The following is a 25,918-nucleotide window of genomic DNA, read 5'->3' as shown; positions in this document are numbered from 1 at the left end:
ACAGGCTCTTGGCTACACTCTTTCATTGGTCGGCTCCGCTACCTCGGTTGACGATGCTTCACCTACATCGCTCATTGTGCCCGCTCAGGGCGCGTTGGAGGAGCGGGGCAGACCATCCCATTATCCTACGAATCAGGGCGCTACCCCTGCGCAAATCAGCCCCCTTCACCTCACCCCGTCAGCGCCGCGAATACCGCCGGCAGCCGCTCCGGCAGCCGCTGTACCTGGTCCACGATGGAATAACCGTTCTCGCCGAAGATGCGCGCGACGTAGCGATCGGCCTCGGGATCCAGGGTCAGGCAGTAGGTGTGGATGCCGAGCATGCGCAGGTCGTCGACCGCTTTCTTGGCGTCGTGGCGGAGATATTGGGGATCGCGTTCGTCGATGTCGGCGGGCTCGCCGTCGGTGATGAGGAGCACCAGTCGCTTTTGGGCCGGCTGCTGGGTGAGATGCCAGCCGGCATGACGCAGCGCCGCGCCCATGCGGGTGGATAGCCCGCCCTTCATGGCGGCCATGCGGGATTTGGCGTCGTCGTCGTAGGGCTGGTTGAAGTCCTTGAACCGATAGTACTGAACGTCGTGCCGGCCGTCGGAGGCGAAACCGTGGACGGCGAAGTTGTCGCCGATGGAGTCGATGGCCCAGGCCAGCAGGCCGGTGGATTCGCGCGTCAGATCGAGGATGCTGGGAGCCTCGGCGTGGCCGGGTTCGCCTTCCTTGACGCCAACCTTCTCGTTGGTCGACTGGGACAGATCCATGAGTACCAGGATGGAAAGATCACGCACATGGCGGGTGATGCGGATGTTGATGCGCGGATCCGGCATGACGCCACGGCGGATGTCGATCATGGCGCGCACGGCGGCGTTGAGGTCCAGTTCCTCCCCTTCCTCGTAGCCGCGGCGGCGCACGATGCCTTGCGGCTGAAGGGCGTCGATGAGGTGACGGATACGGCTCGCGACCGGTTTGTGCTTGGTGAGGATGTCATCCATGGCCTCGGGGTCGGCGCGGCCCTGGCGGCGCTCGATGACGGTCGCCCAGTCCGGGCGGAAGAGCTGCACCTGGTAGTCCCACTCCTGGTAGTGGTAGGGCTCGGAGACCGGTTCCTTGCCCTCCAACTCATTGATGGTGCAGCCCTCCTGGTCGAGCCAGAAGGGGGTCGAGAGGGTCCAGATCTCCTGGGCGTCGTCGCCGGCCAATTCGCAGTCGACCTCGTTGACCATCTCCATGACGTTGACGTTGCGCCGAACCTGTTGCTGACTGGCCGGCAGATAGTCCACGCCTCGGGTCAGGAAGAGGTTCTCGTCGAAGTACCAGATGTAGTCGTTGTCGTCGCGATAGGGGATCGGCCAGTCCTCCAGGATGCGCAGGCTGGGGATAGCGGCGATCTGGACGGCGCGGTTGTAGAAGTCGACGCCGGCGTCCCAACTGATCTGGTTGTCGTCGGCGCGCACGGCTAGGGCGGAGCGGAAGGCGGCGGCGGTTTCGTCGATCAGGTCGAGCGGATCGCGATAGTCGGCGTCCAACAGGGCGCGGGCGAGCCGCATCATGAGATCGAGCAGTGGATGCCGTTCGACCGTCTCGCCCGACTCCGGCGCGGCGGTGAAGAACTGGAGCCAGAGCTTCTTGAGACCAGGAAAGTCGCGGATGGCGAGCGCCTCGACGCGGGCATCCTCGAACAGCCCGATGAAGATGCGCTGCACCGGGTTGAGCTGCTCCCCGCTGATCGCCTGGGTGGTGTAGACCATGTGGGCGGCGCAGTGGGCGGCGGCGGCGCGGTAAAGCTCCAGGCCGGGGATGCCGCGCCAGGCGTCGAAGGCGTCCGGCAGATGGATCTGGAAATCTTCGATAAAGGGCTTGAGGCCGGTGCGCGACTCGTAGTCGCCGGAGGTCGGGCGCATGAAAAACGCCCGCGCCCAGAGCGCGCGCAGATAGAAATTGAGCTTGCGCTGGTTGTCGACGAAGAGCGTCCCGCGCCGCTCCTTCTGGAGCACGGCGCGGGAGGACTCCGTCTTGAGTCCGAAATAGGCGAGCTGGCCGTCCAGATCCCGCGCGTGGGCCTGCGCGCCCCACAACGCCCAGCGACGCAGCCCGCCGAGGGTGAGTTTGGCCAGCAGCTCGTCCATGTTCTCCATCATGGGGCGCAGACCGCGCGGGGCCTTGCCGGCGAGCTGATGGAGCAGGTTGAGATAGCCGCGCATCACCTCGAAGTCGCCCAGACGGCTGGCGGCGAGCGGCATGTTGGCCATGATCAGCATGATGACAGTGCCAGAGGTATGGGAGGCCAGCTTCATCAGCGCGCTGACGACGTCGGGGATGATGTCCTCCCCGACCTCCTTGACCACGGCCGGCATCTCCTGGACGTAGGTCATGACCAGATCCGGCCCCTTGTTCAGGCTGCACATCGCCTTGATGCCGGTGAGATAGTGCTCCAGCCCGCGCGGAGACATGACCCGCGCCGCCTCGTGATAGCTGGACTCTAGCGCCTGGGCGTGCTCGTGGGCGGGGTCGGCCTTGAGGCAGGAGAGGTAGTCGGTGAAGTCGATGGTCATTCGGGGAGCCTCCAGCGGTCAGCTTCCAGCCGCCAGCCGGAAGCCCTCGGCAGGTGGACGACGGTTAGCCGATCGACTGAGTGAGCGTGGTAATCAGCCCGGACAGCATTCGGCGGCTGGCGGCTGGCGGCTAAAAATACGTATTCACCGCCGCATCCAGTGTATCGCGCATATCCGGGTCATCGGTCAGCGGCCGGACCAGGGCCATCTGGGCGGCGGACTGGGGGTCTACGCCCTTGCCGATGAGTTGTGCGGCATAGACCAGCAACCGGGTCGACATGCCTTCGTCCAGCCCGTGGCCCTTGAGATTGCGGCTGCGGTGGGCGATCTGGACCAGCTTTTCGGCGGTCGCCTTGTCCACCCCGCCCTCGTGGGCGACGATCTCGGCCTCGATCTCGGCCGTCGGATAGTCGAAGTCGAGCGCGCCGAAGCGCTGCTTGGTAGACTGCTTCAGATCCTTCATCAGGCTCTGATAGCCGGGGTTGTAGGAGATGACGATCTGGAAGTCCGGGTGCGCCTGGACTAGCTCGCCCTTCTTTTCCAGCGGCAGGTTGCGGCGGTGGTCGGTGAGCGGATGGATGACGACCGTGGTGTCCTGACGGGCCTCGACCACCTCGTCCAGATAGCAGATGGCGCCGATGCGCGCGGCGACGGTGAGCGGACCGTCCTGCCATTTGGTGCCGTTGATGTCGAGCAGGAAACGGCCGACCAGGTCGGAGGCGGTCATGTCCTCGTTGCAGGCGACGGTGATCAGCGGCTTGCGCAGCTTCCAGGCCATGTACTCCACGAAACGGGTCTTACCGCAGCCGGTCGGCCCTTTGAGCATGACCGGCATGCGCGCGGCATAGGCAGCCTCGTAGAGCATGACTTCCTTGTGGACGGGCCGGTAATAAGGTTCCTGGTCGATCAGATATTGGTCGCGGTCGATGTCTGACATGAAAGAAATCCCTTAAAGAGCCGTTGAACCGCAAAGAGCACAAAGAACGCAAAGAAATTCAGTGCTCAGGCTTTTCGTCCTTCGTGTCCTTCGCGCCTTTGCGGTTCCAATTGCCGGATTCAGGTTTGACTGTTAGACCGGCTTGCCGCGAAACACCACCATCTCCGCCCCCTTGGACTGGGCGTAGTTGTCGAAGCCGATCAGGCGCACATGGTTGTTGGGGTGCGCCTTGTGACAGGCCTCGGCCTCTTTCAGGATGGTGTCGATGTCGGTCTCACCGAACATCGGCAGCTTCCACATGTACCAGTAGTGGTCGAAGGCGTTTTCCGGCTCGGTATGCTCGACGGCCGGGTTCCAGCCTTTGTTGACGATGTACTCGACCTGCTTGCGGATGCGCGCGGCATCCATCGCCGGGAGGTAGGAGAAGGTCTCGAACTTACGGCTGTTGACGTCTTCGAGACTGGAACTGTAGTCCTGCATGTCGCTCATGGGTTTGATGCTCCGAAATCTGGTTTGCTCGTGGCGCGATGACTGGACGGCGTCGGATCGGCATGGGGGAACCGCATCGATGAAGGTCGATGCGGCTCCTTCGTCAGCACGATTCTACTTGTGCGCCATGTCCAACCTATCGACTGTATCGTTTCAATCCACGCCTATAAATCAATCATTTATGGGCGACATCGAGTTTGTCCACGGTATCAAATTCAAACTTGATCTCCTTCCAGGTCTCCATCGCGATCTTGAGTTCCGGGCTGGAGGCGGCGGCCTTGGTGAGCACCTCCTTGCCTTCCTTCTCGATGGGGATGCCCTGATTGCGGGCCTCGACACAGGCTTCCAGCGCGACGCGGTTGGCGGCGGCGCCGGCCGCGTTGCCCCAGGGATGGCCCAGGGTGCCGCCGCCGAACTGAAGCACCGAATCGTCACCGAAGATGGTCACCAGCGCCGGCATGTGCCAGACGTGGATACCGCCGGAGGCGACCGCGAAGGCGCCGGGCATGGCGCCCCAGTCCTGATCGAAGAAGATGCCGCGTGAGCGGTCTTCCTTGATGTACTTATCGCGCAGCAAATCGATCCAGCCCAGGGTGGCGGCACGGTCGCCCTCCAGCTTGCCGACCACGGTGCCGGTATGCAGGTGGTCGCCGCCCGAGAGACGCAGGATCTTGGTCAGCACGCGGAAGTGAATGCCGTGGTGCGGGTTGCGGTCGAGCACGGCATGCATGGCGCGGTGGATGTGCAGGAGCAGCCCGTTGTCTCGGCACCACTGGGCCAGACCTGTGTTGGCGCAGAAGCCGCCGGTGATGTAGTCATGCATGATGATGGGCGCGCCGATCTCCTTGGCGTACTCGGCGCGCTTGAACATCTCGTCCGGGGTCGGCGCGGTCACGTTCAGATAGTGACCCTTACGCTCGCCGGTCTCACGCTCGGCCTTGTCGATGGCGTCCATGACGAAGTCGAAGCGCTGGCGCCAGCGCATGAAGGGCTGGGAGTTGACGTTCTCGTCGTCCTTGGTGAAGTCCAGACCGCCACGCAGACCTTCGTAGCAGGCGCGGCCGTAGTTCTTGGCCGAGAGACCCAGCTTGGGCTTGATGGTGCAGCCGAGCAGCGGCCGGCCGTACTTGTTCATGATGTCGCGCTCGACCTGGATGCCGTGCGGCGGGCCGTTGCAGGTCATGACGTAGGCGATGGGGAAGCGCACGTCCTCCAGACGCAGGGCGCGGACGGCCTTGAAGCCGAAGACGTTGCCGACCAGCGAGGTGAAGACGTTGACGACCGAGCCTTCCTCGAACAGATCGATGGGGTAGGCGATGAAGGCGTAGTAACAGGTATCGTCGCCCGGCACGTCCTCGATGGCGTAGGCGCGGCCCTTGTAGTGATCCAGATCGGTCAGGAGGTCGGTCCAGACCGTGGTCCAGGTGCCGGTCGAGGACTCGGCGGCCACGGCGGCGGCGGCCTCTTCACGCGGGACGCCAGGCTGCGGGGTGATCTTGAAGCACGCCAGGATGTCAGTGTCCTTCGGGGTGTAATTCGGCATCCAATAGGTTTCGCGGTACTCTTTCACGCCCGCGCTGTATGTCTTAGCCATGCTGGATCGTCCTCCGAAAAGGCTGTGGTGATTGAAACCTTGATCACTGTTGGTCGTGCCGGTTCGGCTCGTCGGCCAAACCTTGGACGCGAGTATAAGCCGTCAGGACATAATGAACACTCAAGGTTTTTTATGCCATGGATACTATAAAGCTTATACTTAGCCATGTTTTTCAATCCATCGATTTGGCCCCATCGTGCATGTATCACTGCGACAACTGCGGGTCTTCGAGGCCGTCGCCCGCCATCTCAGCTATACCCGCGCCGCCGAGGAACTGCACCTCAGTCAGCCCGCGGTCTCGATGCAGGTCCGTCAGCTCGAGGACGATGTCGGTCTCCCGCTCTTCGAGCGGCTCGGCAAGCGCATCCTGCTGACCGAGGCCGGCCGGGAGATCCACCACTACAGTCGCGCCATCGACCGCTCGCTCCAGGAAATGGAGGAGGTGATCGAGTCTCTGAAGGGCGTCAGCCGAGGACGGCTTCGGATCGCGGTGGCGAGCACGGTCAACTACTTCGCCCCGCGTCTCATGGCGGTGTTCCAGGGACGCTACCCCGGCATCGGCCTGCGTCTGGACGTCACCAACCGCGAAACACTGGTGCAGATGCTCGATAGCAACTCGGTGGATCTGGTGCTCATGGGCGTACCGCCCAAGGATATCGAGGTGGAATCCGAGGCCTTCATGGACAATCCGTTGGTCGTGATCGCCCCGCCGGAGCATCCCCTGGCCCAAGCACGGTCGATCCCGATCGAGCGCCTGGCCGAGGAGGTCTTCGTGATGCGCGAGGAGGGTTCCGGAACCCGTCAGGCGATGGAACGCTTTTTCGCCGAGCGCGGCCAGACGATCCGCCACGGGATGCAAATGACGCGCAACGAGGCCGTCAAGCAGGCCGTCCGCTCGGGATTGGGATTGGGTGTGGTCTCGCTGCACACCATCGAGCTGGAGTTGGAGACCCGGCGGCTGGTCACCCTGGATGCACAGGGCTTCCCGGATCGGCGCCAGTGGTATCTGGTCTACCGGCGCGGCAAGCGACTCTCCCCGGCGGCCAGTGCCTTCCGGGATTTCGTCCTCTCGGAAGCCGCCCGCATTGCCGTCCTGCCCCCGCTGAATCCCGCCCCGATCTGAATCGGCCGACGGATGTCCGCAAAGACCCAGGAGTCGCGACAATCCAGACGGGATGTATCCCCGCCGGCAATCGTGCCTTTCCGCGATCGTTCAAACTCCTTAACATGCGCGATCAGACCGACCACGGCGAGCTTCAAGCTCGGATCGCACCACCGCCTACCCTACTCCGGAGCAACCGAATGATTAAACTGACCACCAATCACGGCGACATCCTCATCGAACTCGATGCCGAAAAGGCGCCCGCGACCTGCGCCAATTTCGAGCAATACGTGCGTGACGGTCACTACGACGGCACCCTCTTTCACCGCGTCATCAAGGGCTTCATGATCCAGGGCGGCGGCATGAACCCGGACTTCAGCCAGAAACCGACCCGCGCCGCGATCGAGAACGAGGCCAAGAACGGTCTGAAGAACCAGATCGGCACCCTCGCCATGGCCCGCACCAACGCCCCCCATTCGGCGACCTCCCAGTTCTTCATCAACGTTTCCAACAACGACTTTCTCGACTACCCTGGTCAGGACGGCTGGGGCTACTGCGTCTTCGGTCGCGTCGTCGAGGGGATGGAGACGGTCGAGGCCATCAAGGGAGTGAAAACCGGCAACCGGAGCGGACATCAGGACGTGCCGATGGAGGATGTGGTGATCGAGAAGGCGGAAATATTGGCCTAACCACCTGCATGGTGGCCGAGCGGATGGCTCGCGCGCGTGAATGAGGGCGCGGCGAGCCGCACCCCTGTAGGGGTAAAGCGTCTGAGATCAGGACAATTCGGCAGGCATGGGCATTCGATCTCGCGCCCTCGAATCGACACACACCGCGCACCCGTCATGCATGGTGCGGTGCGCGGTCGGCCCTATCGGCAGCCATCATGAATGCCCCCAATGTTCCAAGGAACAGGCTGCTCATCGCATACCAGCCGAAAAATAGAAATGTGGGTCTTCCCAGGCTGATCGAGTTCAGCGTAACCGCGATCAGAAACGGCAAAATGAGCGTCATGCCACACGCAACCAATAACTCACGATTGGTTTGAGCACGCCGACCCAGCACGGCCCCCAGCAGCGCGGCCAGAATGACCACTACCACATTGCCATGTGGTAGAAGATGGCTGAATTCATCGAAGCGTCTTTGGACCAGCAATGGACTGAAAGCGCCTGGATCAGCGTACCAAAGGGGAACAGTCACCGCCAAAAAGGAAACAGCGGCCGCCAGCCCGATCGTCAGCAGCTTCTCGATCTCGCCTCTTCTCAGGTGATAAGCAACGAGCGGGACGGCAATCAATAAAAAATGCGCGCGCCAAGAGAGCGCGACGCCAAGCAACAAGCCAAACACAAGCCAGGGAACAAAGGTGCGTGCCCCCAAAGCCAACAATACCAACGAGGTCACGGCCAGCGTATTGGCGATCAGATCTCCTCCCGTCAAGATCTCCGCGATCAGCACAGGCGAAAGAGCCATGAGCAACAAGAGATGCAGTGACGCAAGATGGGCGTCCGCCGTGTATCGCCGTGAGGCGAAATAGAAAACAGCCAGCCAAAAAAAGGACTGAATCGCACTGCCTCCCCAAGTCAGGACGAAAGGAGCGGAGAGGATCAAAGCGCCCGGCAGAGGCGCGATCGGATTGCCGGAATCCGGGCAGCCGTCATGGACCCCTGAAACGGCTTTACACCGATACGGATGATCGCCCACCACGAGCTGCCGCACCGCGACGTCGATCGCCTCGTCCCGGTCGCTGTAAAACCCAAGCCGACCGGAATCCGCGGCTGGATACACCACCAGAAACGCCATCAACAACAAGAGCAAGACTGTCATCACCGTCCATCCGCCAAGCCGGAACCGGAGGGACTGAATGCGCGTGAAGAGTTGGCCGCCAATCACAAGCAAGGCCAGCAGATAGCCAAGCTGTACCGCGAACGTCAGCCAGGATCTCAATGAGATCGGAGCAGACGCCGATACAACCAGTATGAATCGCTCGATCATCGCGAGCGACGGCACCGCCACGAAAAAACAAAAAATCAAGCAGCCGACGGAGTTCATGCAAACCCCGCGAATAGGTTTATCCCGGCTCATCCATTCACCCAGCATCATGATGCCTACAATAGAAAGAGCGTCGCCAGGCCAAGAAAGATAAAGAACCCGCCAGAATCGGTCAGCGCGGTGATCATGACCGAGCCGCCCAGCGCCGGATCCCGCCCGAAACGTTGTCGCAGCAGGGGAATCACCACCCCGGCGACGGCCGCGAGCAACAGATTGAGGGTCATGGCGGCGGTCATGACCAGACCGAGCGCCAGGCTTCCGTAGAGCAGCCAGACCATCCCCCCGACCACGCCGCCCCAGACCAGACCGTTGATCAGGGCCACCCCCACCTCCTTGCCGAGCAGCCGCCACAACGCCGAGGGATCGACCTGCCCCATGGCGATCGCGCGCACGATCATGGTGATGGTCTGGTTGCCCGCGTTGCCGCCAATGCCGGCGACGATCGGCATCAGGGCGGCCAGGGCGACCAGCTTTTCGATCGAGCCCTCGAACAGATCGATGACGCGCGAGGCGATGAAGGCGGTCATCAGATTGATCGCCAGCCAGGCCCAGCGGTTGCGCACCGAGCGGATGATGGGCGCGAAGATGTCTTCTTCTTCGCGCAGACCGGCCTGGTTCAGGATCTCGGCCTCGGACTCCTCGCGGATCCGATCGACCATGTCGGCGACGGTGACCCGCCCGACGACCCTTCGTCCGGCATCGATGACCGGCACGGAGATAAGGTCGTAACGCTCGAACGCCTTGGCGGCGTCGTCGGCGTCGTCCTCGGGCGCGAAGGTCACCAGCGATTTGGACTTCATCACCTCCGACACCCGCTTTTCGGGCGCGTTGATGAGCAGCGACTCAAGGGTCAGAACGCCGCGTAGCCGATCCTCGCGGTCGACGACGAAGAGCTTGTCGGTATGGTCGGGCAGTTCCTCGAAACGGCGCAGATAGCGCAGCACCACCTCCAGGGTCACGTCCTTGCGCACGGTGACCATGTCGAAATCCATGAGCGCGCCCACCGTATCCTCGGGGTAGGACATGGCGGCCCGGACCTGCTCGCGTTCCTCCTGATCGAGCGAGGCGAGCACGTCGCGCATGACGTCCGGCGGCAGCTCGGGCGCGAGATCGGCGAGTTCGTCCACATCCAGCGTCTCCACCGCCGCCCGGATCTCATGGGAATCCATGGTCTCGAGCAAGGTGGGGCGGACGGCGTCCGACACCTCCAGCAGGATTTCGCCGTCCTTGTCGGCGCGCACCAGATCCCAGACGAATTGCCGCTGATCGCGCGGCAGGGACTCAAGGATGCGGGCGATATCCGCCGGATGCAGCCGGTCGAGCTTGCGTTGGAGCCACCCGAGGGTCTGGCGATGGGTGATGGAGTCGACCAGATCCTGATGCGGCATACCCTGACGGTGCCCCAGTTCCTCGACCAGGCGCTGGCGCGCGAGCAGTTCCCGAACATCGCGCAGATGACGGGCCAAGAGATCCGGATCGCGTGATTTTTGCTCGCTCATGGAGAGGTCCGATCCGACTCAGGGAGGGTGAGGCGGGCACTGTACGGCGATCGCCGCCGTCTGGCGAGACGTGATCGCCGACGCGCCTCAGCGAGGAACGTAGAAGGGATTCCCGAGATAACTGAGTACCGCCCCATCCTTGAGGATTTGCTCGACCCGCAGGCCCTCGCGCGTCTCCTCGCCCTCGCGGTATCTGAGGGTGTTGATGACCACGAAGCGTTTGGCGACATCCGCGTCAAAGACATGCACGGTCATCAGATAGCCAGGAACCATCGCCTGCTGCTCGGGCGTCAGTTTCAAACGGGTCGGATCCCCGCTGATCCTGGCGGGCGTCCGCTTGGATTCGGGCGGAGGAATACCCTGCTCGCGCCGCACCTGCTGCTTGAAGGCCTCGATATCCTGAATCAGATCGGACGGCACCGGCGCCACCCGTGGTGGCGGATCGCCCAAGACCTCCCGGGTCGCATTGATGGCCGCCTGCTCCGACTCCAGTTGGCGCAGCAGATCCAGCTCCAGATCGGGATCGAACTCCGTCGAAACCGGAGGATCGACGGATTCCACGCGAGGCTCCTGGTCAGTGAATTGGATTGGCTCCTGGGTGTCTGGCGCGACCGGGCGAGGCAGGCGCTTCGGCGGGGGCGCCTCGATCAAAGGCGCGACTTCAAGCCCCGATGGTGTCGTTTCCGGCCACATCGGACGGGGCGCGACGGGCATCCGCGGCAGCGCGGTCTCGCCCATGAGCGGCTCGGATACCGGCTCAGGCGGCTCCGAGGGTGGTTCCACGACCCGAAACGCGGCATAGAGCGCGATCACAACCGCCAGGCAGGCCAACCCAACCGCGAGGAGCGCCCAGTGGTTGGTCGGGACGGGCTCCTTGTCCTCGGTGAATAGGGCGCTGGCGTCTAGGGTTGGTACCTGGCCAAGCTCACGTTCCTGCTGCGACTTCTTCAAGGCTTCGAGGATATAGCTCATGGCGCGCCACTCCCTGGCTGGGCCGACGCGGGCCCTCCATCGAGACGCGGGAGGCCCGGCACTCCGACCGCGTGCTGCAGGACGATGATGGTCCGGGGGCCGGCGATCCCATCCGGCATCAGGCCCTTCGACGCCTGGAAGGCCCGCAGGGCGCTGACCAGATCCGCGTCGAAGCGCGCCGAGTTGCCGGGCCGCATCCCCAACCCCGGCACCTTGGCGAGAAGAGCACGCAACCAGCGGACATCCTCGCCACTGGAGCCGGCCCCAATCAGGCTCGCCCCCCCCGGCGGACGCTGCCAGATCAGACTGTAATCGCCCGTCCAGACGCGCTCCAGAGACTCCAGGGGCACCCGTTCCGGGCCGCCCGGAAAATCGAGCGTGGCCTCGCCGGCCTCCAGTGCACCGAGCACGAGATAGCGCGACGCGCCATCGCTATCCAGCACTCGCAACAACACCGGCAGATTGAAGAAACGGACATGACTGAGTCGACCCTGCTCCGGTTCGCAGCTCAGCCCTAAAATTCGGATATCCGCGCAAGGATCCTCGCGGCCGATCGCTTCGGGATCCAGGCCCCAACGACGCAGCAACAGCCTCATGGCCTCGGACTCCGGCAGCGCGCGCGACTCCAGGGCCAGGGGCTCCGGCATCGGCAGCGGGGGAACCGAGGATTCCCCGACCGCCGCCGGTGGAGCCGGCTCGACCAATGGGTCCGGTGGATGCCCCCCATCCGGGGTCGGAGCGACATCCGCCTGGATTGGCGTCGTGGACGCCTCCGGTTGACCGGGGCTGGCGACGGAGGACTCGGGAGTCTCGGCCGGGGTCGGCGCCTCCGGCCCTTCCTGGAACCACAGCGACAGGATCTCGCGCGGATCCTCCTTCAGCGTGGAATGCGCCCAGAGACCAACGGCGGCGGCCAACCCGAAGGACAGCAGGGCGACCATCGCCAGACGCAGGGGAGAGCGGGCCGGCGCCTCGATCGGATCCCCGCGCACCTCGCGCGCGGCCTTCGCAACGATGGCGGGGCTGACCTGCGAACCGCGGGTCACGCAGACTCCGAGCAAGGCCCGATCGCAGAGGATATTGATCAAACGCGGAATGCCACCGGAGTAACGATAGATCCGCCGGATCGCCCGTGACGAGAACAGCGGCCGGTCGACACCCGCGACCGCCACCCGGTGGCGAATGTAGTCGCCGCACTCCCGGAGATTGAATGGGGTCAGATGAAACCGGGCGGTGATGCGTTGATCGAGCTGTCTCAGCCGGTCCCGTTCCAGCAGACGCCGCAACTCGGGCTGACCGATCAGAAAGATCTGGAGCAGCTTCTGCTTGGTCGTCTCCAGATTGGTCAGGAGGCGGATCTGCTCCATCGCCTGGGGCAACAGATTCTGCGCCTCGTCGATGATCAGCAGCGGCCGGCGGCCATTGGCGTGCGCGGTCAGCAGATACTCATTGAGACGGTCGATCAGCATCTTGTTCGAGCGCTTGCCGGGGGGAAGCGGGATGCGGAACTCCTCGCACACATTCGTCAGGAGTTCGGTGGCGGACTGGGCCGGATTCAGGATCAGGGCCACGTCGACGTCTTCGGGCAACTGTTCGAGAAAGGCTCGACAAACAGTGGTTTTCCCGGTGCCGACCTCCCCGGTGAGCAGAACGAAGCCACCACTCTCCCCGGCCCCATAGAGCAGATGCGCCAACGCCTCCCGATGCTGTTCGCTCAGGAAGAGATAGTGCGGATCCGGGGCGATCGAGAAACTGGGCTCCTTGAGCCCGAAGTATTTCGGGTACACGCTGAATGCTCGGTGCGATGCTCGCCAAGACCACCCCTAGAGTCTGAGGCAATGGTCACGGGCGTGGCGCGGAGATTGGATGGTCGCGACCGAGGCTTCGAATCGGGCGACGGCTCGGTCAGCGGCAGGTTAGTCAGCGCGCCCATGGGCGTCAAGCGGCCTGACGGAAAGGCTCAAGCCCCTGGGGGAATTCAACCCGCGACGCCGGGTACTTTTAACGCGGCTTGCTCCAGAATTTCCTTCTTGCATGGCCCAACTGGCACCGGGTACGCACCGCGATCTCCCCCCTCGCCTTCCCGCTGAACCGCCCGCATTGTCCAGTCGTCGATTGGACAGACGTCAAACAGGAGACAACACCATGCACATCGCCCTTTTCGGCGCGACCGGCGGCACCGGCCGGCAGATCCTGGCCCAGGCCCTGGAGCAGGGTCACAGCCTCAGGGCGCTTGCGCGCGATCCCACCAAGCTCGATCCCCGCGACGGCCTGACGACGCTCGGCGGGGACGTGCTCGACCCGGCGGCCGTCGCCGAGTGCGTCCAAGGCACGGACGCGGTCATCGGCGTACTCGGCTCGCACGGCCAGCAGGAGCCCATCGAGGCTCGCGGTACCGAGCGCATCCTGGTCGCGATGCAGAAGGCCGGCGTGCGCCGACTCGTGGTGGTGAGCTCGCTTGGTGTCGGCGACAGCCGGGCTCAGATCCCGTGGGCGTTTCGGCTGATGATGGACCTCATGCTCAAGCGCATCCTCGCGGCCAAGGCGGAGCAGGAGCGACTGGTGAGGGCGAGCGGGCTCGAGTGGGTCATCGTGCGTCCCGGCGGGCTGACGGATGGTCCGCGCACCGGCGCCTATCGCTTCGGCCTCGACCCGACCCTCAAGTCCGGGCGCATCGCGCGCGCGGACGTCGCGGAGTTCGTGCTGCGCCAACTGACGGACGACGCCTTTTTGCATCGGACACCAGCGGTCACCTGACCGCCGCGACGCTTGGCCGCCGGGACTGATCATGCTCTCGCGTCGTCTGGTCCGTGCCGCCGACTGGGCGAGCGCTGGTCAAAAAGCGACCAGTACGCGGCTTTCTCAATCCTGGCGGCTCGTTACGGCTGAATGACACAGCTTATCCACAGAGACGCTCACGGAGCCTGGGGACAATCGCTCGATGCCCAAGGCACCGAGTCGTGAACGCTCTCGCGAGAGCCCTGTTCGAGGATGGAAACGCACCATGATCAACCGACTTCGGGCCTGTCGTAGCGACGAGTTGCGCGAGGGGGCCTATCTCAAACTCGAGGTAATCTTCTCCGGCGAGCCGGCATCCTTGATTCTCGTGCGCTTCCAGGAGCGCTGCTTCGCCTACTTGAACCGCTGCGTTCACATGGCCCGCCCGCTCGATGGCGAAGAGGACGCGATCCTGGATCACACGGGCAAATACTTGCGCTGCTCGATGCACGGGATCGTCTTCGACCCAGTCACCGGCGAGTCCATGAGCACCCTCTGTCGGGGCGAGCGTCTGACAGCCGTGAAGGTCTCGGAGAACGATGGCGCGATCTGGATCAAGGATCGACGGATTGGCGAGCGGCCGGTTTAGCACCTTGCGCCCTAAAGGCTTCGGACAACTCACGCCATCAGTGGCTTGCCGATGCTTATTCCGAGATATCAACGGACCCCGTAAGACGCCATGGAGCAAACAGGCAAGAAAAAGCCCGCACTTAGGCGGGCTTCGGGATGTCTTGGAACAGCTTGAGACGGGTATTTGGAGGCTGAGCCCGGAATCGAACCGAGGTACACGGCTTTGCAGGCCGCTGCATAACCACTCTGCCACTCAGCCTAGAGCCGGGTATTCTAATTGGGAAACCAGAGCCTGTCACGCGCGGCTTTCCCAATTTTGACGCAAGCCGTCGATTCTGGACAGGGGCGGCGACCTGGGGTTCGACCGGGTTCGCGAGGTCAACTCATCGACTCATGGGAAATCACTGATTTTTCGCGGCCAACCCTGACATAAAAATCTAAAAATACAAGCATATGCAGTCGTCACTAACAACCGGCCGCTAAAACCTTCCCGTTATCCATGGCGGTGGCGCCCCTTGATGCGCGACGCCATGGGCGTCAAGGCGAGATCGATCAGCAGAAAGCCACCGACAACCAAGAGCGATTCGAGCGCGGATAAACCGAGAGATCCCCACAAAACCAGCACGGGGAGCAGCGACTCGGGTATCTGATCCAGCAGCGGAGCCGATTGACTCGCACCCAGGCGCAAGCGGCGCTTGATGAAACTGCTCGCCGAGTCGCCCAGCATCGCGGTCAGGGCCACCGCCAGGCCCACCGTCAATGGAACAGCGAGCAGAACGGCAAGAATCGGCGTTGTCAGCAGACAGGCCAGCCAGCCACGCCAGGTCTTGGAAGCGCCGAGCCAGGGTTGGCCATCGAGAAACAGACGCCCTCCGTCGACGCTTCGCGTCCAGCGGTCCCCCAATACCAAGCGGGCCAGCAGTGGAGCCCCATTGGCCCAGGTCACCAACAACAAAGCCACGAGCACGGATATCGGCCTCTAGCAGTCCAACTTCCCGAGTACCGCCCGTCGGTTCGCGGGGCTTTGCTCATCCAAGCCTCATGGTGAAGAGATGCGCGACGATCGCAAGGTCATGGAAGGTCGCGTCAAGCGGACTTGCCGAACACCAAGCCATCGATGGCCAGGAACACCTCGCGGAGGAAACCGACAAGGGCGGCGATGAAGGCCAGCATCGCCGCCACGAACAACAGGGCCACGATCAAGGAGGCATCGAAGACGAGAAAGGCCCCGAGAAAGAGGATGGCGATGACCGTGGACACCAGCAGCGCGGTCAGGGTGCACAGACCGATGGAGAGGCTGATCAGCTTGGCCCGACGCGAAAGCAGGCGCAGTTCGTCCTGAACGCCCCGAGCCTCCTCGGGCGTGGTGGCGAGCGTATGCTCGACACACCTGGCGCGGTCGACGATGCGGCCAAGTCGATTGGTCATGACGGCCAGCATGCCGCCGATGCCGGTCAGAAGGAAGACCGGGGCGACGGCAAGCTGAATGACGTGCGCCACGGCGGCGATGGACGGTTCCTGCAACATGGGTTGGTCGACTCCGGGTAATCGTCATGGCCTCGGCAAGCCGCCGGACGGCTTCGCTAGGCGCATTTGAAGCGGCTGATCAGTTGCCCGAGCCCTTCGGCATGACGGGCGACCTGGGACGAGGTCTCGGCATTGGCGTGCGAGGCGCTGGCCGTGCGCTCGGCCACATGGCGGATGGCCAGGATGTTCCGGTTGATCTCGGCGGCGACATGGGTCTGCTCCTCGACGGCCGTGGCGATCTGGGTACTCATATCCATGATGCGAGACACATCGTCGGTGATCCGACCGAGCGAATCGCCCGCTCGATTGGCTTGCGTCGCGCTGTCCAGACCCTCGGTCCGGCAGTCGTCGATCAGCTCGACGATGGCCGCCGTCTTGCCCCGCAGGGTTGCGATGATGTCGCCAATCTCCGCCGTGGCGCTTTGGGTGCGCATCGCGAGCGTGCGGACCTCGCCCGCGACCACGGCGAAGCCACGCCCCTGCTCGCCCGCGCGGGCGGCCTCGATCGCGGCATTGAGCGCCAGCAGATTGGTCTGCTCGGCGATCCCGCGAATCACCTCCAGCACCGAGCCGATGGTCTCCGAACTCCTGACCAACTCGCCCGTCGCCGTGGTGGAATCACCGAGCCGACTCGCCAGAGATTCGATGCGCTGAATGGTCTGCGTCACCCGCTCCTGTCCCTGTCGCGCATTGTCGCTCGCCTGTCGGGTACGGTCGGCCGCCATCTCGGTGTTGCGGGCGATCTCCTCGATAGTCGCCAGCATTTCGGTGATGGCGGTGGCCAATTGATCGGTTTCCTGGAGTTGTCGATGGCCACCGCTAGCGGTCTGCTCGGCATTGGCCGAGAGCTGGATGGTCGCCTGACCGAGCTGCTCCACCGCCTCCTTCGACGCACCGACGAGATGGAGAACGCTGTCGATCATGGCGTTGAAGTGAAGACCCATGCGCGACAACTCGTCCTTGCCGCCCAGATCCAATCGCAAGGTCATGTCGTGATCGTTGGCGATGTCCTGGATGACGCCGATGGTCCGCGCGAGGCGGCGATTCAGGGTGCGTGTGATCAGCAGGGTCATGGTCGCGACCAGCAGGGAGATCGCCAGAGCGAACAGAACCAGTTCCCAGGCCGCCCTGGTTTCCTTGGCCTCCAGGATCTCATCCAATTGGGCCTGGATGAGGTCGAGCCGGGATTGCACTCGGAGCATCGACTGAGTCAAGGCGTCTCGAAGGCCCTGATCGGGAGCGAGCCCCACCCGCGTCTGGGCCTCGACCAGGGCGAGAAAATCGCGCCGATAGCGCTCCAGGACATCCCGTACCACGGGATCCTCGCCAACCCGATCGAGGAGCACCGCGTGGTCCGCCTTGAACTTGTCGACGTAGCTGGTCGTCGAGCGCAGCATGAAATCCTTCTCGTGACGGCGCAGCTGCAGGATGCCCGCGAGCAGATCATCGCGCCGCGTGGCCTTGACCGCGGCCTCGGCCTGATGCACCGCCTCGCGGAGACTCCCATACAGACCCGACTCCGGATCGAAGCCGATCGTCCGGTACTCGGAGACAAAGGTCTCGAAGGTGTTCAGATAATCGCCGACGCCCTGTTGCAGTTCGGCGAGCTGGGCGACCGGGATGGCCTCGCGCGCGAGGGTCGCCCCGAGCCGCCGCGACTGCTCGTCGAACCCCTCGGCCTCCTGGCGCAGCCGCTGCGCGTGCGCGTCGTCCAAGCGCATGAGGAAGTCTTTTTCATGATGGCGCATGCGCAGCAACCGATTGGAGAGGGTCAGGGTAAGCGCCTTGGTATCGTTGAGCGTTTCAAGCGAACGCCAGGTCCACCAGGAGCCCGCCAGCAGCAACAGCAGCGCGCCGACGGACAGGGCGGAGAGACTGAACAGCTTGTGTCGGATAAGCATCGGAGATCCCTTTCAATGATTTGGTGAGTCGTCATGTCCAAAAGGCGTCGGCGCGGACGCTCATTCGGCCCGCTCGCAACGATATCCGAGTGTGAGGCGCCCCAAGGGATCGTCCCGAGCGCCGAAACGCAGCAGACCCTGGTGGCGCAGCCAACGCTGCTCGTGATGGACCAGCACTGGCTCCAGCCCTCCCTCCTCGCTGATAAAGGTACCATTGGTGCTGTGGTCAAGATAAATAATCCGGCCCTTCTGATATTCGAGCCGACCATGATCCCGCGACACGCTCCCCTGCTGGATCACCAGATCGCTCGCCGGATCGCGGCCGATGGTGAAAACGGGTCGCGCGGCCTCCAGGACGAAGGTCACGGCGCCATGAGCGAGCCGGCATCGGGCATAGAACTCGCCGGCCAGCGGGATCTCGGCGCGCCGCGTGGCCAGGGTCATATCCGGATCCAGGCGCACGGCCTCATGGATCGCCACGGGATGGTCGTAGCCCTTCATGCGGATCCGGTCGACCAGTCGCCAACCGGCGCCCGGAATCGCGCCGGCGAGGCTCAGGGTGTCGGACGTGGACAGGATCTGATCCGCCTTGGCCAGATCGACCAGCCGCTTGGCGACATGGATGGTATCCCCGAAAAGCTGTCCCTCCTCCAGGATGACGGGGCCATGATGCAAGCCGATGTGCAGACGGACATCCGGCGGATACTCGCCGATCAGCCCTCCCCGTCTGACCTCGTCCTGGATGTCGAACGCGGCCAGAACCGCCGCGCGGGCCTCGGGGAAGGTGCACATGAGTTCGTCGCCGATCTGGCTCACGACACGACCCTGATGGTCGGTCACGGCCTTGGCCACGCGGTGGAGGCCACGCTGGATGATCAGCCGGGCCGCCACATCGCCGTGTTCCTTGATGATCCGGGTGCTGCCACTGATGTCGGCGAACAGCAGGGTCAGGGTCTCGACCTGCTCCATCGGGATTCCTCCGCGTCTCGACAAGGGACGCCGGCCCGGGCGCGTCTGGACGGCGAGCGTCCCGAGGCACGGGCCACCGCCAGGCGGGGCGAGATTCCGACTATATAGTGATCGAGCCGATGGCGGGCAATATGGCCCAACGCCACCTACGGCCGTTTCGACCGAACAGGGTGGTAGTGCCTCGATTCGTAAGATGACGACAAACGAGCACACCCATGGAAGCGGCTTGCCGCCACGAAAAACCTCGCGTCGGCGCTCATCGCGGCTAAAAGCCGCTCCCACTACAGATGGAAGCGTGCGATCTGTTGCTTAAGATTCCGCGCGATCCCATCGAGCCGATTGGCGGTCTTGGCCGTTTCGCGGATGGCGAGCGTCGTACCTTCGACCATATTGGCGATCTCGTCGACGTGCCGCGCGATGGAAGTGGAGGCCGCAGCCTGCTCCCGCGTGGCATCGGCCACTTCCCGAACCCGGTTCAGCGTGCCGTTTGCCCCGGCTTCGATCGCACCGAGTGCGTCCGAGGCGGATTGCGCGAGCCGCACACCGGCTTCCACCTCGGGCAGGACGCGGCTCATCGACGCGACCGCCGCGCCCGTCTCGCCCTGCATGCCGGCGATCATCCGTTCGATCTCCTTGGTGGCCTCCGCGGCCCGTCCGGCCAGCCCGCGTACCTCATCGGCGACCACCGCGAAGCCGCGTCCCTGCTCGCCCGCCCGCGCGGCCTCGATCGCCGCGTTGAGCGCGAGCAGATTGGTCTGAGCCGCGATGGCCTTGATGACTTCGAGGATCGCCGAGATCTGGTCGGCGCGGCTCGCGAGCGCGCCCAGCCGGCCCGAGGCCTCGGTGACCGTCGTGGCGATGGTTTGAATGGCCTGACTCGCGCGGTCGGCCAGCGCGCGTCCGTCGCTGGCGAGTTCCATCGCGGCGCGCGAATCGGCTTCGGTGTCGCGCGCGATCTCGGAGATGTGGGTGGAACTGACGGTCAACTGCTCGATCGCCGCCGCCATTGAAGAGGTCGCCTCGGATTCGTGCAGCGAGGCGTTGGAGACCTCGTCGGACGCACGGGCGATGTTCTCCGCGCCCGAGACCAGGGCGTTGGCCTCGTTATCGATCTCACCGACCAGCGCGCGCAGCGCATCCACCATGGTGCGCAGCGATGCCAGTAAGCTACCGTCGGGTGGATGGCCCAGCGCGACGCGCAGATTCCCGCGCGCGACCTGTTCCATCGCGGTCCGCGCCGTTGCGGGCTCCCCGCCAAGCTGACCGATGATGCTCGCCCCGATACGCCAGCCAACCAGGCCCAGCACGATCAGCAGCGCGACGGACATGCCGCCGAGCAGGATAGCGCCAGCGCGATACTTGGCGTCGATATCGTCGACATAGATACCGGTGCCGACGACCCAGTTCCAGGGGGCGAAGAGAGCGGCGTAGGAGAGCTTTGGCTCGGCCTGCGTTTCGCCTGCGCGCGGGAACCAGTAGTCGACGAATCCGCCGCCCTGTCGCGCCACCGTGACCAGCTCCTGGATCAGAAACTTGCCGTTGGCGTCCTGGAGATCCTTCTTGTTCTGGCCTTCGAACGCGGGCTTGGGAGGAAGCAGTACGTAGACGTGATTGGTATCGAAGATGAAGAAGTACTCACTGCCCGCGTAGCGAATCCCGCGCAGCGTTTCACGCGCCGAGTCTTTCGCTTCTTGCACGGACAGCGTGCCTGCTTCGACCATCCGTTGGTGATGCGCCAGGACTCCCAAGGCGACCTCGACCAGGTTCTTCGTCTTATCCTGGCGGTCCTCAAGCATCTGAACACGCAGTTGAAACAGAGCGGCGAAGCAGAGGACGACCAGACCCAGTAGCGCAAGGGCGACCAAGAGTCGAATGCGGTTCCCCACCGTCCAACGTTTGAAAGACACGCGACCTCCCGTGCTGTCGTCGATACCGATTGTCTCGGAGATAAACCCCACGCCCTTACACTGGCACCTCGGCGCGCGCCTGGACTGGGCCGCCGTCGACCATAGCCGATAGTCCACGCCATGGCTATGACTGCCGTCCGACTTCCGCCAAGCCATGAGGCTGTCCTCGCCGTTTTCGCTCGTTCGGCCCCATGATTTACCCCTTGAGCCCGACGGATCTCCCTTGTTCACGAGCCAGCATCGAGCGCGGACGACGGAACGAACCTCGAAAGCAGCCCCTTTCCGTACACGGATTATAATCCTCCGCGCCTTGGTTGCATGCACACGGAAGGGCTCCTGTCCTCGGGGCGGGTTGTGTTGTCCCTAACCCTCGAACGGCCCAATGAATCGGCCAGTCATGGCCTAGGGCTCTTGCCTTCGTTCGCCGGCTTGGAAGCGAAACGCATCGGCACCGGCTACCAACCTCGCCGCAGCAGGGGGGCGAGGAAACGCCCCGTATGCGACCGCTCGTTCGCCGCGATCTGCTCCGGGGTGCCGACCCCGATGATCTCTCCCCCCTTATTCCCGCCCTCCGGCCCCAGGTCGATGATCCAGTCGGCGGTCTTGATGACGTCGAGATTGTGCTCGATGACGACGACCGTATTGCCCTGGTCGCGGAAGCGGTGCAGCACGTCGAGCAGGTGCTTGACGTCGTGGAAGTGCAGGCCGGTGGTCGGCTCGTCGAGGATGTAGAGGGTGCGACCGGTGTCGCGCTTGGAGAGTTCTCGGCTGAGCTTGACGCGCTGGGCCTCGCCGCCGGAGAGCGTCTCGGCGCGGCGCTCCAGGGTCAGATAGTCGAGCCCGAAGTCGACCAGGAAACGCCGTCGGGATCGAGGGGGAAATGCCGAACACGGACCGAATGCGGAAGAAGCCTCGTATGCAATCATTGACCTGCAGTTCGTGACCCCGGCTGTGAGGACTAAGGCCGGGACTCTAAGCAGGAAGCGCGCAAGGTGTCCGACAGGCGGCTGGGCACTGTATGCTGATTGTACTAACATTGCGGCAACTGATCTGACACATCGAGGTTTGTCATGGGCGCCATCGCCTCTTCACCCTCCGGCCGTTCAGCCCGTTTGGGCTTACGCGCCACGCCTGAGCAGGAAGCCGTGCTGCGTCGTGCGGCCGAAGTGGCGCACAAATCCCTGACCGACTTCATTCTCGACAGCGCCTGTCTGGCCGCCGAGCAGACTCTGCTGGACCAGCGCCTCTTCATGGTCTCGGGCAGCCAGTACCAAGCCCTAATGGATTTGCTGGAGCGGCCGGAGCAGCCCAATGAAGGCGTGCGTGACCTCTTCTCGCGCAAGGCGCCCTGGGATATGAAGTGAGCTTGCGCGGACCCGAGCCTCTCGGGGCGCGGCATCGGCTGGACGAACTTGATTGCGGTAAGCCAACCCTGAACGACTGGCTGCTGCGCCACGCGCGACAGGCCCAAGGCAGCTGTTCAGCCAAGACCTTCGTCGTGGCCGACGATGATCGGGTCACAGGCTATTACAGTTTGACCGTCGGCCAGATCGATACGCTGGATGCCCCCGAGCGCACCCGCAAAGGAATGGGGCCGTATCCAGTGCCGGTGGTAATCCTGGCGCGGCTGGCTGTTTCTTCCCAGTATCAAGGTCGCGGTATTGGCTTCGGCCTGCTCCAGGATGCGATTCGCCGCACGCTGTTGATTGCCGAGCAGGCCGGAATCCGGGCGATGCTCACCCACCCCATCGACGAAGCAGCAGCCAAGTTTTACACCCGCTTCGGCTTCATCGCCTCTCCTCTGCGTGAGCAGCAACGGCTGTTGCTCCTCAAGGATGCCCGCCGCTGGGTGGGCTGATGTCTTGAACGAGGGGGCTCTGGCCCCATTGTCGTCAAGTTAAGAGTCTTTCGCTCGCCCTGAGCCCTTCGACTTCGCTCAGGACGGGCCTGTCGAAGGGTGAACGGGAAATCCTAAGGTGCCGGAAGTTGAGCCTTGCATGGCTCGACAAGGCTCTCCTGAGCGAAGCTGAAGGGCTCACCGTGAACGGCTATAGGGAGTCGGATGGTCTCTACTGAGATCCCAGAGAGCCTTATTTCGTTTAGCTTGACGCTGTTCACAAATAATGTTCCTTGTCCCGATCTATTCCATTACATATTGCGTTCCTAGTATGCGATCAATGTTATGTCTGATTTTTTCGTATTCCTGTAACTCGAAAATTGGGATATTATCGTTCTTGTGCGTATTAGCCCATATTTCCATTAACCTCTCTCGGTCAATCAATTCGACGCCAGTACTGTCAGCAAGCTTTTTTGCTTGATTGGTAAAAAATGAACTTGTAATGACGGCTGCATGATCCGCCTTGTAGTAGTAGGCACCTGCAGAAACCTCTTGAACTGCCTTGACACCGATGTTATTTGTATGGCGTTTTGTCTGAATTACTGTTACTTTTCTATGCTTCTCGGCAATAACGTCAACGCCAAAGTCCCCAGTGCTTGCTGTCATTTTCACGTTATACCCTTTACACTCGTATAATAAAGCGATTGCTGATTCAAACTCCTTTCCACTCATGGAGTCAATATTGCTTAGGTTTTGAATTCTAAAGAATTTAACCCAGCGTTTTGTGGCCTTTTCAATGTATTTTTTTCTGTCTTCAGCTCTTATTTCATCTGCCGCCCTATCTAGGTCTATCCACTGCTGTGCAATTCTCTGGCAATGATTAAATATTTCCGCGCAATCATGATTATAATACTCTATAGTGCTAGACCCAATGGTCCTGCTAATCCACGCCCCTAAACTTGTATCTTTTGCTATGCAGTCCTTAACTTTTAAGCCTTGTGTTGCGCAATATCGATCAAAGGACGTTGGGCAAATATCAACTTTTTGCACCCTGTCAAGCTCACGACATTTATTTTCAGTCAAGATGCCTCCACGCTTAGATTGATAAACTATAGCTCCCATACCCTTGGCGCCGCGTCTAACGGACGAAATAGGGGGGCACCAGTTGTGTGGCGTTAAAGAATATTTTGTGGCTTGATATACAGCGCGGCCATCTGTAATGACTTTTACGTAACCTTTTTCTGTAATTCCGACTTTATACATTTCGCCAAGTACTCCAACAGAATAAAGAGTGGAAAATGAAAACATCGAACTAAATTAAGTATTTTAAAAATATTTAAATATCAATGCTATATATTAATAAATCGCTTATAAAAATAATTAACGCCTACAAAAAATTGCAATGATTTAATTAGCTGCCTAAATTTTTGCAGAGCGAGCGCTTCTGCAATTTCTAGATCATTTAATGCATCCCGCTGCTGCTGCAATGCTAGAAATCTCGTTCTCTAATTGGGTACGGTGCATGTGAAAGCAATTTCGCTCCAAATTCGGTTGGTAGAACTGAGCCAAAGACTCGAAAGCCTGAGTCACGGAGATGGTGGCGATATAGCTCATCATCACCGAGTAGCTAATTGCCACCACACCCAGCTCTTGGAGCGCCTTGGCATCTGATCGGGTAAAAGCCTGCAAATATAGCAAAGTGTCCTCTGCTAGTGCGTGGCTCGCGCTGCTAAGGCGATGGTAGCTTGTATAGTAGGTGCTTTGCTGCCCGACATCTTCAAAGCGCTTGAATATCTTTCTCGGCCACAAATGAGGAGAAGCGCCGTTGTCGAGGCTAAGTTCTTTTATAAGAGAATCCAAGAACGTCTCAAGGTTCGCAAGCCATTCTAATCTTGCTTCAACTATTCTCTTTGTACCGTCGGGATCGCCGAGTTGTGTTTCATGTTTCTTCCAGTCGGTCAGTGTCTGTCGGTGGGAAGACAACCATCGTTTAAAGTAGGCGATGAGAGGCGCTTCTAGGTCATGTTTCACTTTGAACGAGAGGTTTACAGAGCTTTCCAAAACCGTCCGCGCCAAAACTTCGGCGCTGGCGTAAGCATTTGTTGCGATGCAAACGAGCATGGCTTCGGCATGCTCGTGAATGCGGCCGACGATGTTGCCATACGCAATAGCGAGAACGTTTTGCTTCGGGCTGTCTCCTATCGCGTCACAGAGAACTCGTGACACCAAGTCGTGGCATTCAGTCGTCGCACTAAGCGGGATAACGATATTTGAGTAATCACCGCTCGCATCGAGGCTGTGGGCAGCGCAAAATTGACTAATAGAGTCCATTGATTCCTGATCTTACGTGTTCTAGATTGTATACTAAGCTCGACTTTGACCATTTTTCCAGGCCGCAAGTCCATTTAAAATCAAAGGCTTGCGGCGCACTCAAAAATTAGCGAGGGGTCCAATTCCGGCGTTTCGGGCCTCCCGACCGCCTCTAATTTTTCGCCCTCATGATTTATCAGGCAGTTACCCCGCTGGGGTGCTGCAAAAATGGCCAAAGTCGAGCTAAGCACATCCATTAAATTTATTTATTTTAATGGATGTACTTACCTGGTACAAGAGCAGCCTCGATGAGCCGCCAAACTGATCGCTTATGCGTAGGCTACTGAGTGAAGCGATCCGCAGGGGTTCTTGCTGAATATCGCTTGTTGATGCCCGCCGCTCTTCGTGCCTATTTATCGACTCGGATTCCCTGTGCCCATCAGTTGCCTATATCCGAACCTTCAGATCCTTTCCGAACCGAAGACCGATGGTTTGGCAGGCGATGCGCAGAAGATCGAGCTTCTTGTCGTTGCTCTCGTTGGTACCCACGTACCAACCCGGTGCGAAAACCTCGGTGAACTTCCATAACCCCGGTTTCCCCGGGTAGACGGCCTCGACCGTGCGAGCGACATAGGGACGTTTGCGGCCAAGGGTCTTGACGGCTCGACTATACTGCTCAGGGAATTCCGGAGCCAACTCGGCGAAGTGCCGGAGGATTGAAACGAGCGCGTCGTTGCCGTTACGCGCAGTGAATCTCTGGCCCCAGAGTTCGTAGCCAAACTCGGTTTCCAGCGCCAGACAGACAGCCTTCTGGGTGGGCCGTGACTGCTGGTGTTCGAGTGCGCGTTCCATTCTCCTGAGCTTTTGCGTCAACTCGGCCACATGTACGCGCATACTCCGAACCGCATCTGATATGTCGATGGTGCGCATT

The 25,918-nt window shown here is 61.7% G+C and carries 22 protein-coding genes, 1 tRNA gene and 1 pseudogene; 6 read left to right on the top strand and 18 right to left on the bottom strand.

Features of this window, described 5'->3' with window-relative positions:
• Positions 1 to 170: 170 nt before the first annotated feature.
• From CKO27_RS17210 to CKO27_RS17195, 4 genes are all read right to left on the bottom strand, one after another.
• Positions 171 to 2,546, bottom strand: a complete 2,376-nt coding sequence (locus CKO27_RS17210) for a nitric oxide reductase activation protein NorD (RefSeq protein ID WP_200376149.1) — start codon at positions 2,544 to 2,546, stop codon at positions 171 to 173.
• A 130-nt stretch (positions 2,547 to 2,676) separates the two neighbouring features.
• Positions 2,677 to 3,483 carry a CbbQ/NirQ/NorQ/GpvN family protein gene (locus tag CKO27_RS17205; protein ID WP_200376148.1) on the bottom strand — a complete coding sequence of 269 codons (807 nt, stop codon included), beginning with the start codon at positions 3,481 to 3,483 and terminating at the stop codon, positions 2,677 to 2,679.
• A gap of 132 nt (positions 3,484 to 3,615) precedes the next feature.
• A complete protein-coding gene (locus CKO27_RS17200) occupies positions 3,616 to 3,972 on the bottom strand; it encodes a ribulose bisphosphate carboxylase small subunit (RefSeq protein WP_200376147.1) in 357 nt (118 codons plus the stop codon).
• A gap of 175 nt (positions 3,973 to 4,147) precedes the next feature.
• Positions 4,148 to 5,566, bottom strand: a complete 1,419-nt coding sequence (locus tag CKO27_RS17195; RefSeq protein WP_200376146.1) for a form I ribulose bisphosphate carboxylase large subunit — start codon at positions 5,564 to 5,566, stop codon at positions 4,148 to 4,150.
• Between the two features lie 196 nt (positions 5,567 to 5,762).
• Between CKO27_RS17195 and CKO27_RS17190 the strand changes: the two genes are divergently transcribed.
• Together CKO27_RS17190 and CKO27_RS17185 are read left to right on the top strand one after the other, a co-directional pair.
• Positions 5,763 to 6,689: a LysR substrate-binding domain-containing protein gene (locus tag CKO27_RS17190; protein WP_200376145.1), complete on the top strand. Its 927-nt coding sequence runs from the start codon at positions 5,763 to 5,765 to the stop codon at positions 6,687 to 6,689.
• A 179-nt stretch (positions 6,690 to 6,868) separates the two neighbouring features.
• A complete protein-coding gene (locus CKO27_RS17185; protein ID WP_200376144.1) occupies positions 6,869 to 7,357 on the top strand; it encodes a peptidylprolyl isomerase in 489 nt (162 codons plus the stop codon).
• Positions 7,358 to 7,511: 154 nt separating this feature from the next.
• On the opposite strand, the gene CKO27_RS17180 is transcribed toward CKO27_RS17185, so the two are convergent.
• The 4 genes from CKO27_RS17180 to CKO27_RS17165 all read right to left on the bottom strand — a co-directional run bounded on the left by CKO27_RS17180 (position 7,512) and on the right by CKO27_RS17165 (position 12,975).
• Positions 7,512 to 8,768, bottom strand: coding sequence for a hypothetical protein (locus CKO27_RS17180; RefSeq protein WP_200376143.1), 1,257 nt, complete (start codon positions 8,766 to 8,768; stop codon positions 7,512 to 7,514).
• 5 nt (positions 8,769 to 8,773) lie between these two features.
• A complete protein-coding gene (gene mgtE / locus CKO27_RS17175; RefSeq protein WP_200376142.1) occupies positions 8,774 to 10,216 on the bottom strand; it encodes a magnesium transporter in 1,443 nt (480 codons plus the stop codon).
• A gap of 87 nt (positions 10,217 to 10,303) precedes the next feature.
• Positions 10,304 to 11,188, bottom strand: a complete 885-nt coding sequence (locus tag CKO27_RS17170) for a general secretion pathway protein GspB (protein ID WP_200376141.1) — start codon at positions 11,186 to 11,188, stop codon at positions 10,304 to 10,306.
• Entirely contained in the window at positions 11,185 to 12,975 is a 1,791-nt protein-coding gene (locus CKO27_RS17165; RefSeq protein WP_200376140.1) for an AAA family ATPase, read from the bottom strand. The genes CKO27_RS17170 and CKO27_RS17165 overlap by 4 nt, the downstream gene beginning before the upstream one ends.
• Positions 12,976 to 13,333: 358 nt before the next feature.
• Here CKO27_RS17165 and CKO27_RS17160 point away from each other — a divergent pair, with 358 nt between their 5' ends.
• Both CKO27_RS17160 and CKO27_RS17155 read left to right on the top strand, forming a co-directional pair.
• Entirely contained in the window at positions 13,334 to 13,945 is a 612-nt protein-coding gene (locus CKO27_RS17160; RefSeq protein ID WP_200376139.1) for an NAD(P)-dependent oxidoreductase, read from the top strand.
• A 247-nt stretch (positions 13,946 to 14,192) separates the two neighbouring features.
• Positions 14,193 to 14,555 (top strand): Rieske (2Fe-2S) protein, encoded by a 363-nt coding sequence (locus tag CKO27_RS17155; protein WP_200376138.1) that lies wholly within the window; start codon positions 14,193 to 14,195, stop codon positions 14,553 to 14,555.
• 166 nt (positions 14,556 to 14,721) lie between these two features.
• Here the strand turns inward: CKO27_RS17155 and CKO27_RS17150 are convergent.
• The 7 genes and pseudogenes from CKO27_RS17150 to CKO27_RS17120 all read right to left on the bottom strand — a co-directional run.
• A tRNA-Cys gene (locus CKO27_RS17150) sits at positions 14,722 to 14,795 on the bottom strand.
• 234 nt (positions 14,796 to 15,029) lie between these two features.
• Positions 15,030 to 15,497: a CDP-archaeol synthase gene (locus tag CKO27_RS17145; protein ID WP_338116087.1), complete on the bottom strand. Its 468-nt coding sequence runs from the start codon at positions 15,495 to 15,497 to the stop codon at positions 15,030 to 15,032.
• 125 nt (positions 15,498 to 15,622) lie between these two features.
• A complete protein-coding gene (locus CKO27_RS17140; protein WP_200376137.1) occupies positions 15,623 to 16,063 on the bottom strand; it encodes a DUF2721 domain-containing protein in 441 nt (146 codons plus the stop codon).
• Between the two features lie 56 nt (positions 16,064 to 16,119).
• Positions 16,120 to 17,964, bottom strand: a complete 1,845-nt coding sequence (locus CKO27_RS17135; RefSeq protein WP_200376136.1) for a methyl-accepting chemotaxis protein — start codon at positions 17,962 to 17,964, stop codon at positions 16,120 to 16,122.
• 60 nt (positions 17,965 to 18,024) lie between these two features.
• Positions 18,025 to 18,933 carry an adenylate/guanylate cyclase domain-containing protein gene (locus CKO27_RS17130; protein ID WP_200376135.1) on the bottom strand — a complete coding sequence of 303 codons (909 nt, stop codon included), beginning with the start codon at positions 18,931 to 18,933 and terminating at the stop codon, positions 18,025 to 18,027.
• Between the two features lie 281 nt (positions 18,934 to 19,214).
• On the bottom strand, positions 19,215 to 20,840 hold the full coding sequence (locus tag CKO27_RS17125) for a methyl-accepting chemotaxis protein (protein ID WP_338116086.1): 1,626 nt from the start codon (positions 20,838 to 20,840) through the stop codon (positions 19,215 to 19,217).
• A gap of 455 nt (positions 20,841 to 21,295) precedes the next feature.
• Positions 21,296 to 21,766, bottom strand: a pseudogene (locus CKO27_RS17120) (excinuclease ABC subunit UvrA); the annotation flags it as partial.
• 144 nt (positions 21,767 to 21,910) lie between these two features.
• On the opposite strand from CKO27_RS17120, the gene CKO27_RS17115 reads away from it, so the two are divergent.
• On the top strand, positions 21,911 to 22,204 hold the full coding sequence (locus CKO27_RS17115; protein WP_200376133.1) for a type II toxin-antitoxin system TacA family antitoxin: 294 nt from the start codon (positions 21,911 to 21,913) through the stop codon (positions 22,202 to 22,204).
• Positions 22,201 to 22,698, top strand: coding sequence for a GNAT family N-acetyltransferase (locus CKO27_RS17110; RefSeq protein WP_200376132.1), 498 nt, complete (start codon positions 22,201 to 22,203; stop codon positions 22,696 to 22,698). Before CKO27_RS17115 ends, CKO27_RS17110 begins: the two co-directional genes overlap by 4 nt.
• Positions 22,699 to 22,980: 282 nt before the next feature.
• Here the strand turns inward: CKO27_RS17110 and CKO27_RS17105 are convergent, their stop codons facing one another.
• From CKO27_RS17105 to CKO27_RS17095, 3 genes are all read right to left on the bottom strand, one after another.
• The gene (locus CKO27_RS17105) at positions 22,981 to 23,940 is read right to left on the bottom strand and encodes a restriction endonuclease (RefSeq protein ID WP_200376131.1); all 960 of its coding nucleotides are present in this window, start codon (positions 23,938 to 23,940) and stop codon (positions 22,981 to 22,983) included.
• Between the two features lie 195 nt (positions 23,941 to 24,135).
• Positions 24,136 to 25,008, bottom strand: coding sequence for a DUF5677 domain-containing protein (locus tag CKO27_RS17100; protein WP_200376130.1), 873 nt, complete (start codon positions 25,006 to 25,008; stop codon positions 24,136 to 24,138).
• 426 nt (positions 25,009 to 25,434) lie between these two features.
• Positions 25,435 to 25,917 carry a hypothetical protein gene (locus CKO27_RS17095; RefSeq protein ID WP_200376129.1) on the bottom strand — a complete coding sequence of 161 codons (483 nt, stop codon included), beginning with the start codon at positions 25,915 to 25,917 and terminating at the stop codon, positions 25,435 to 25,437.
• Between the last annotated feature and the right edge of the window lies 1 nt (position 25,918).

It is taken from the genome of Thiocystis violacea (assembly GCF_016583575.1).
In the GTDB taxonomy this organism is placed as follows: Bacteria; Pseudomonadota; Gammaproteobacteria; order Chromatiales; family Chromatiaceae; genus Thiocystis; species Thiocystis violacea.
Note: the sequence above shows the minus strand (reverse complement) of the source record. Positions and strands in the feature narration are given on the sequence as shown.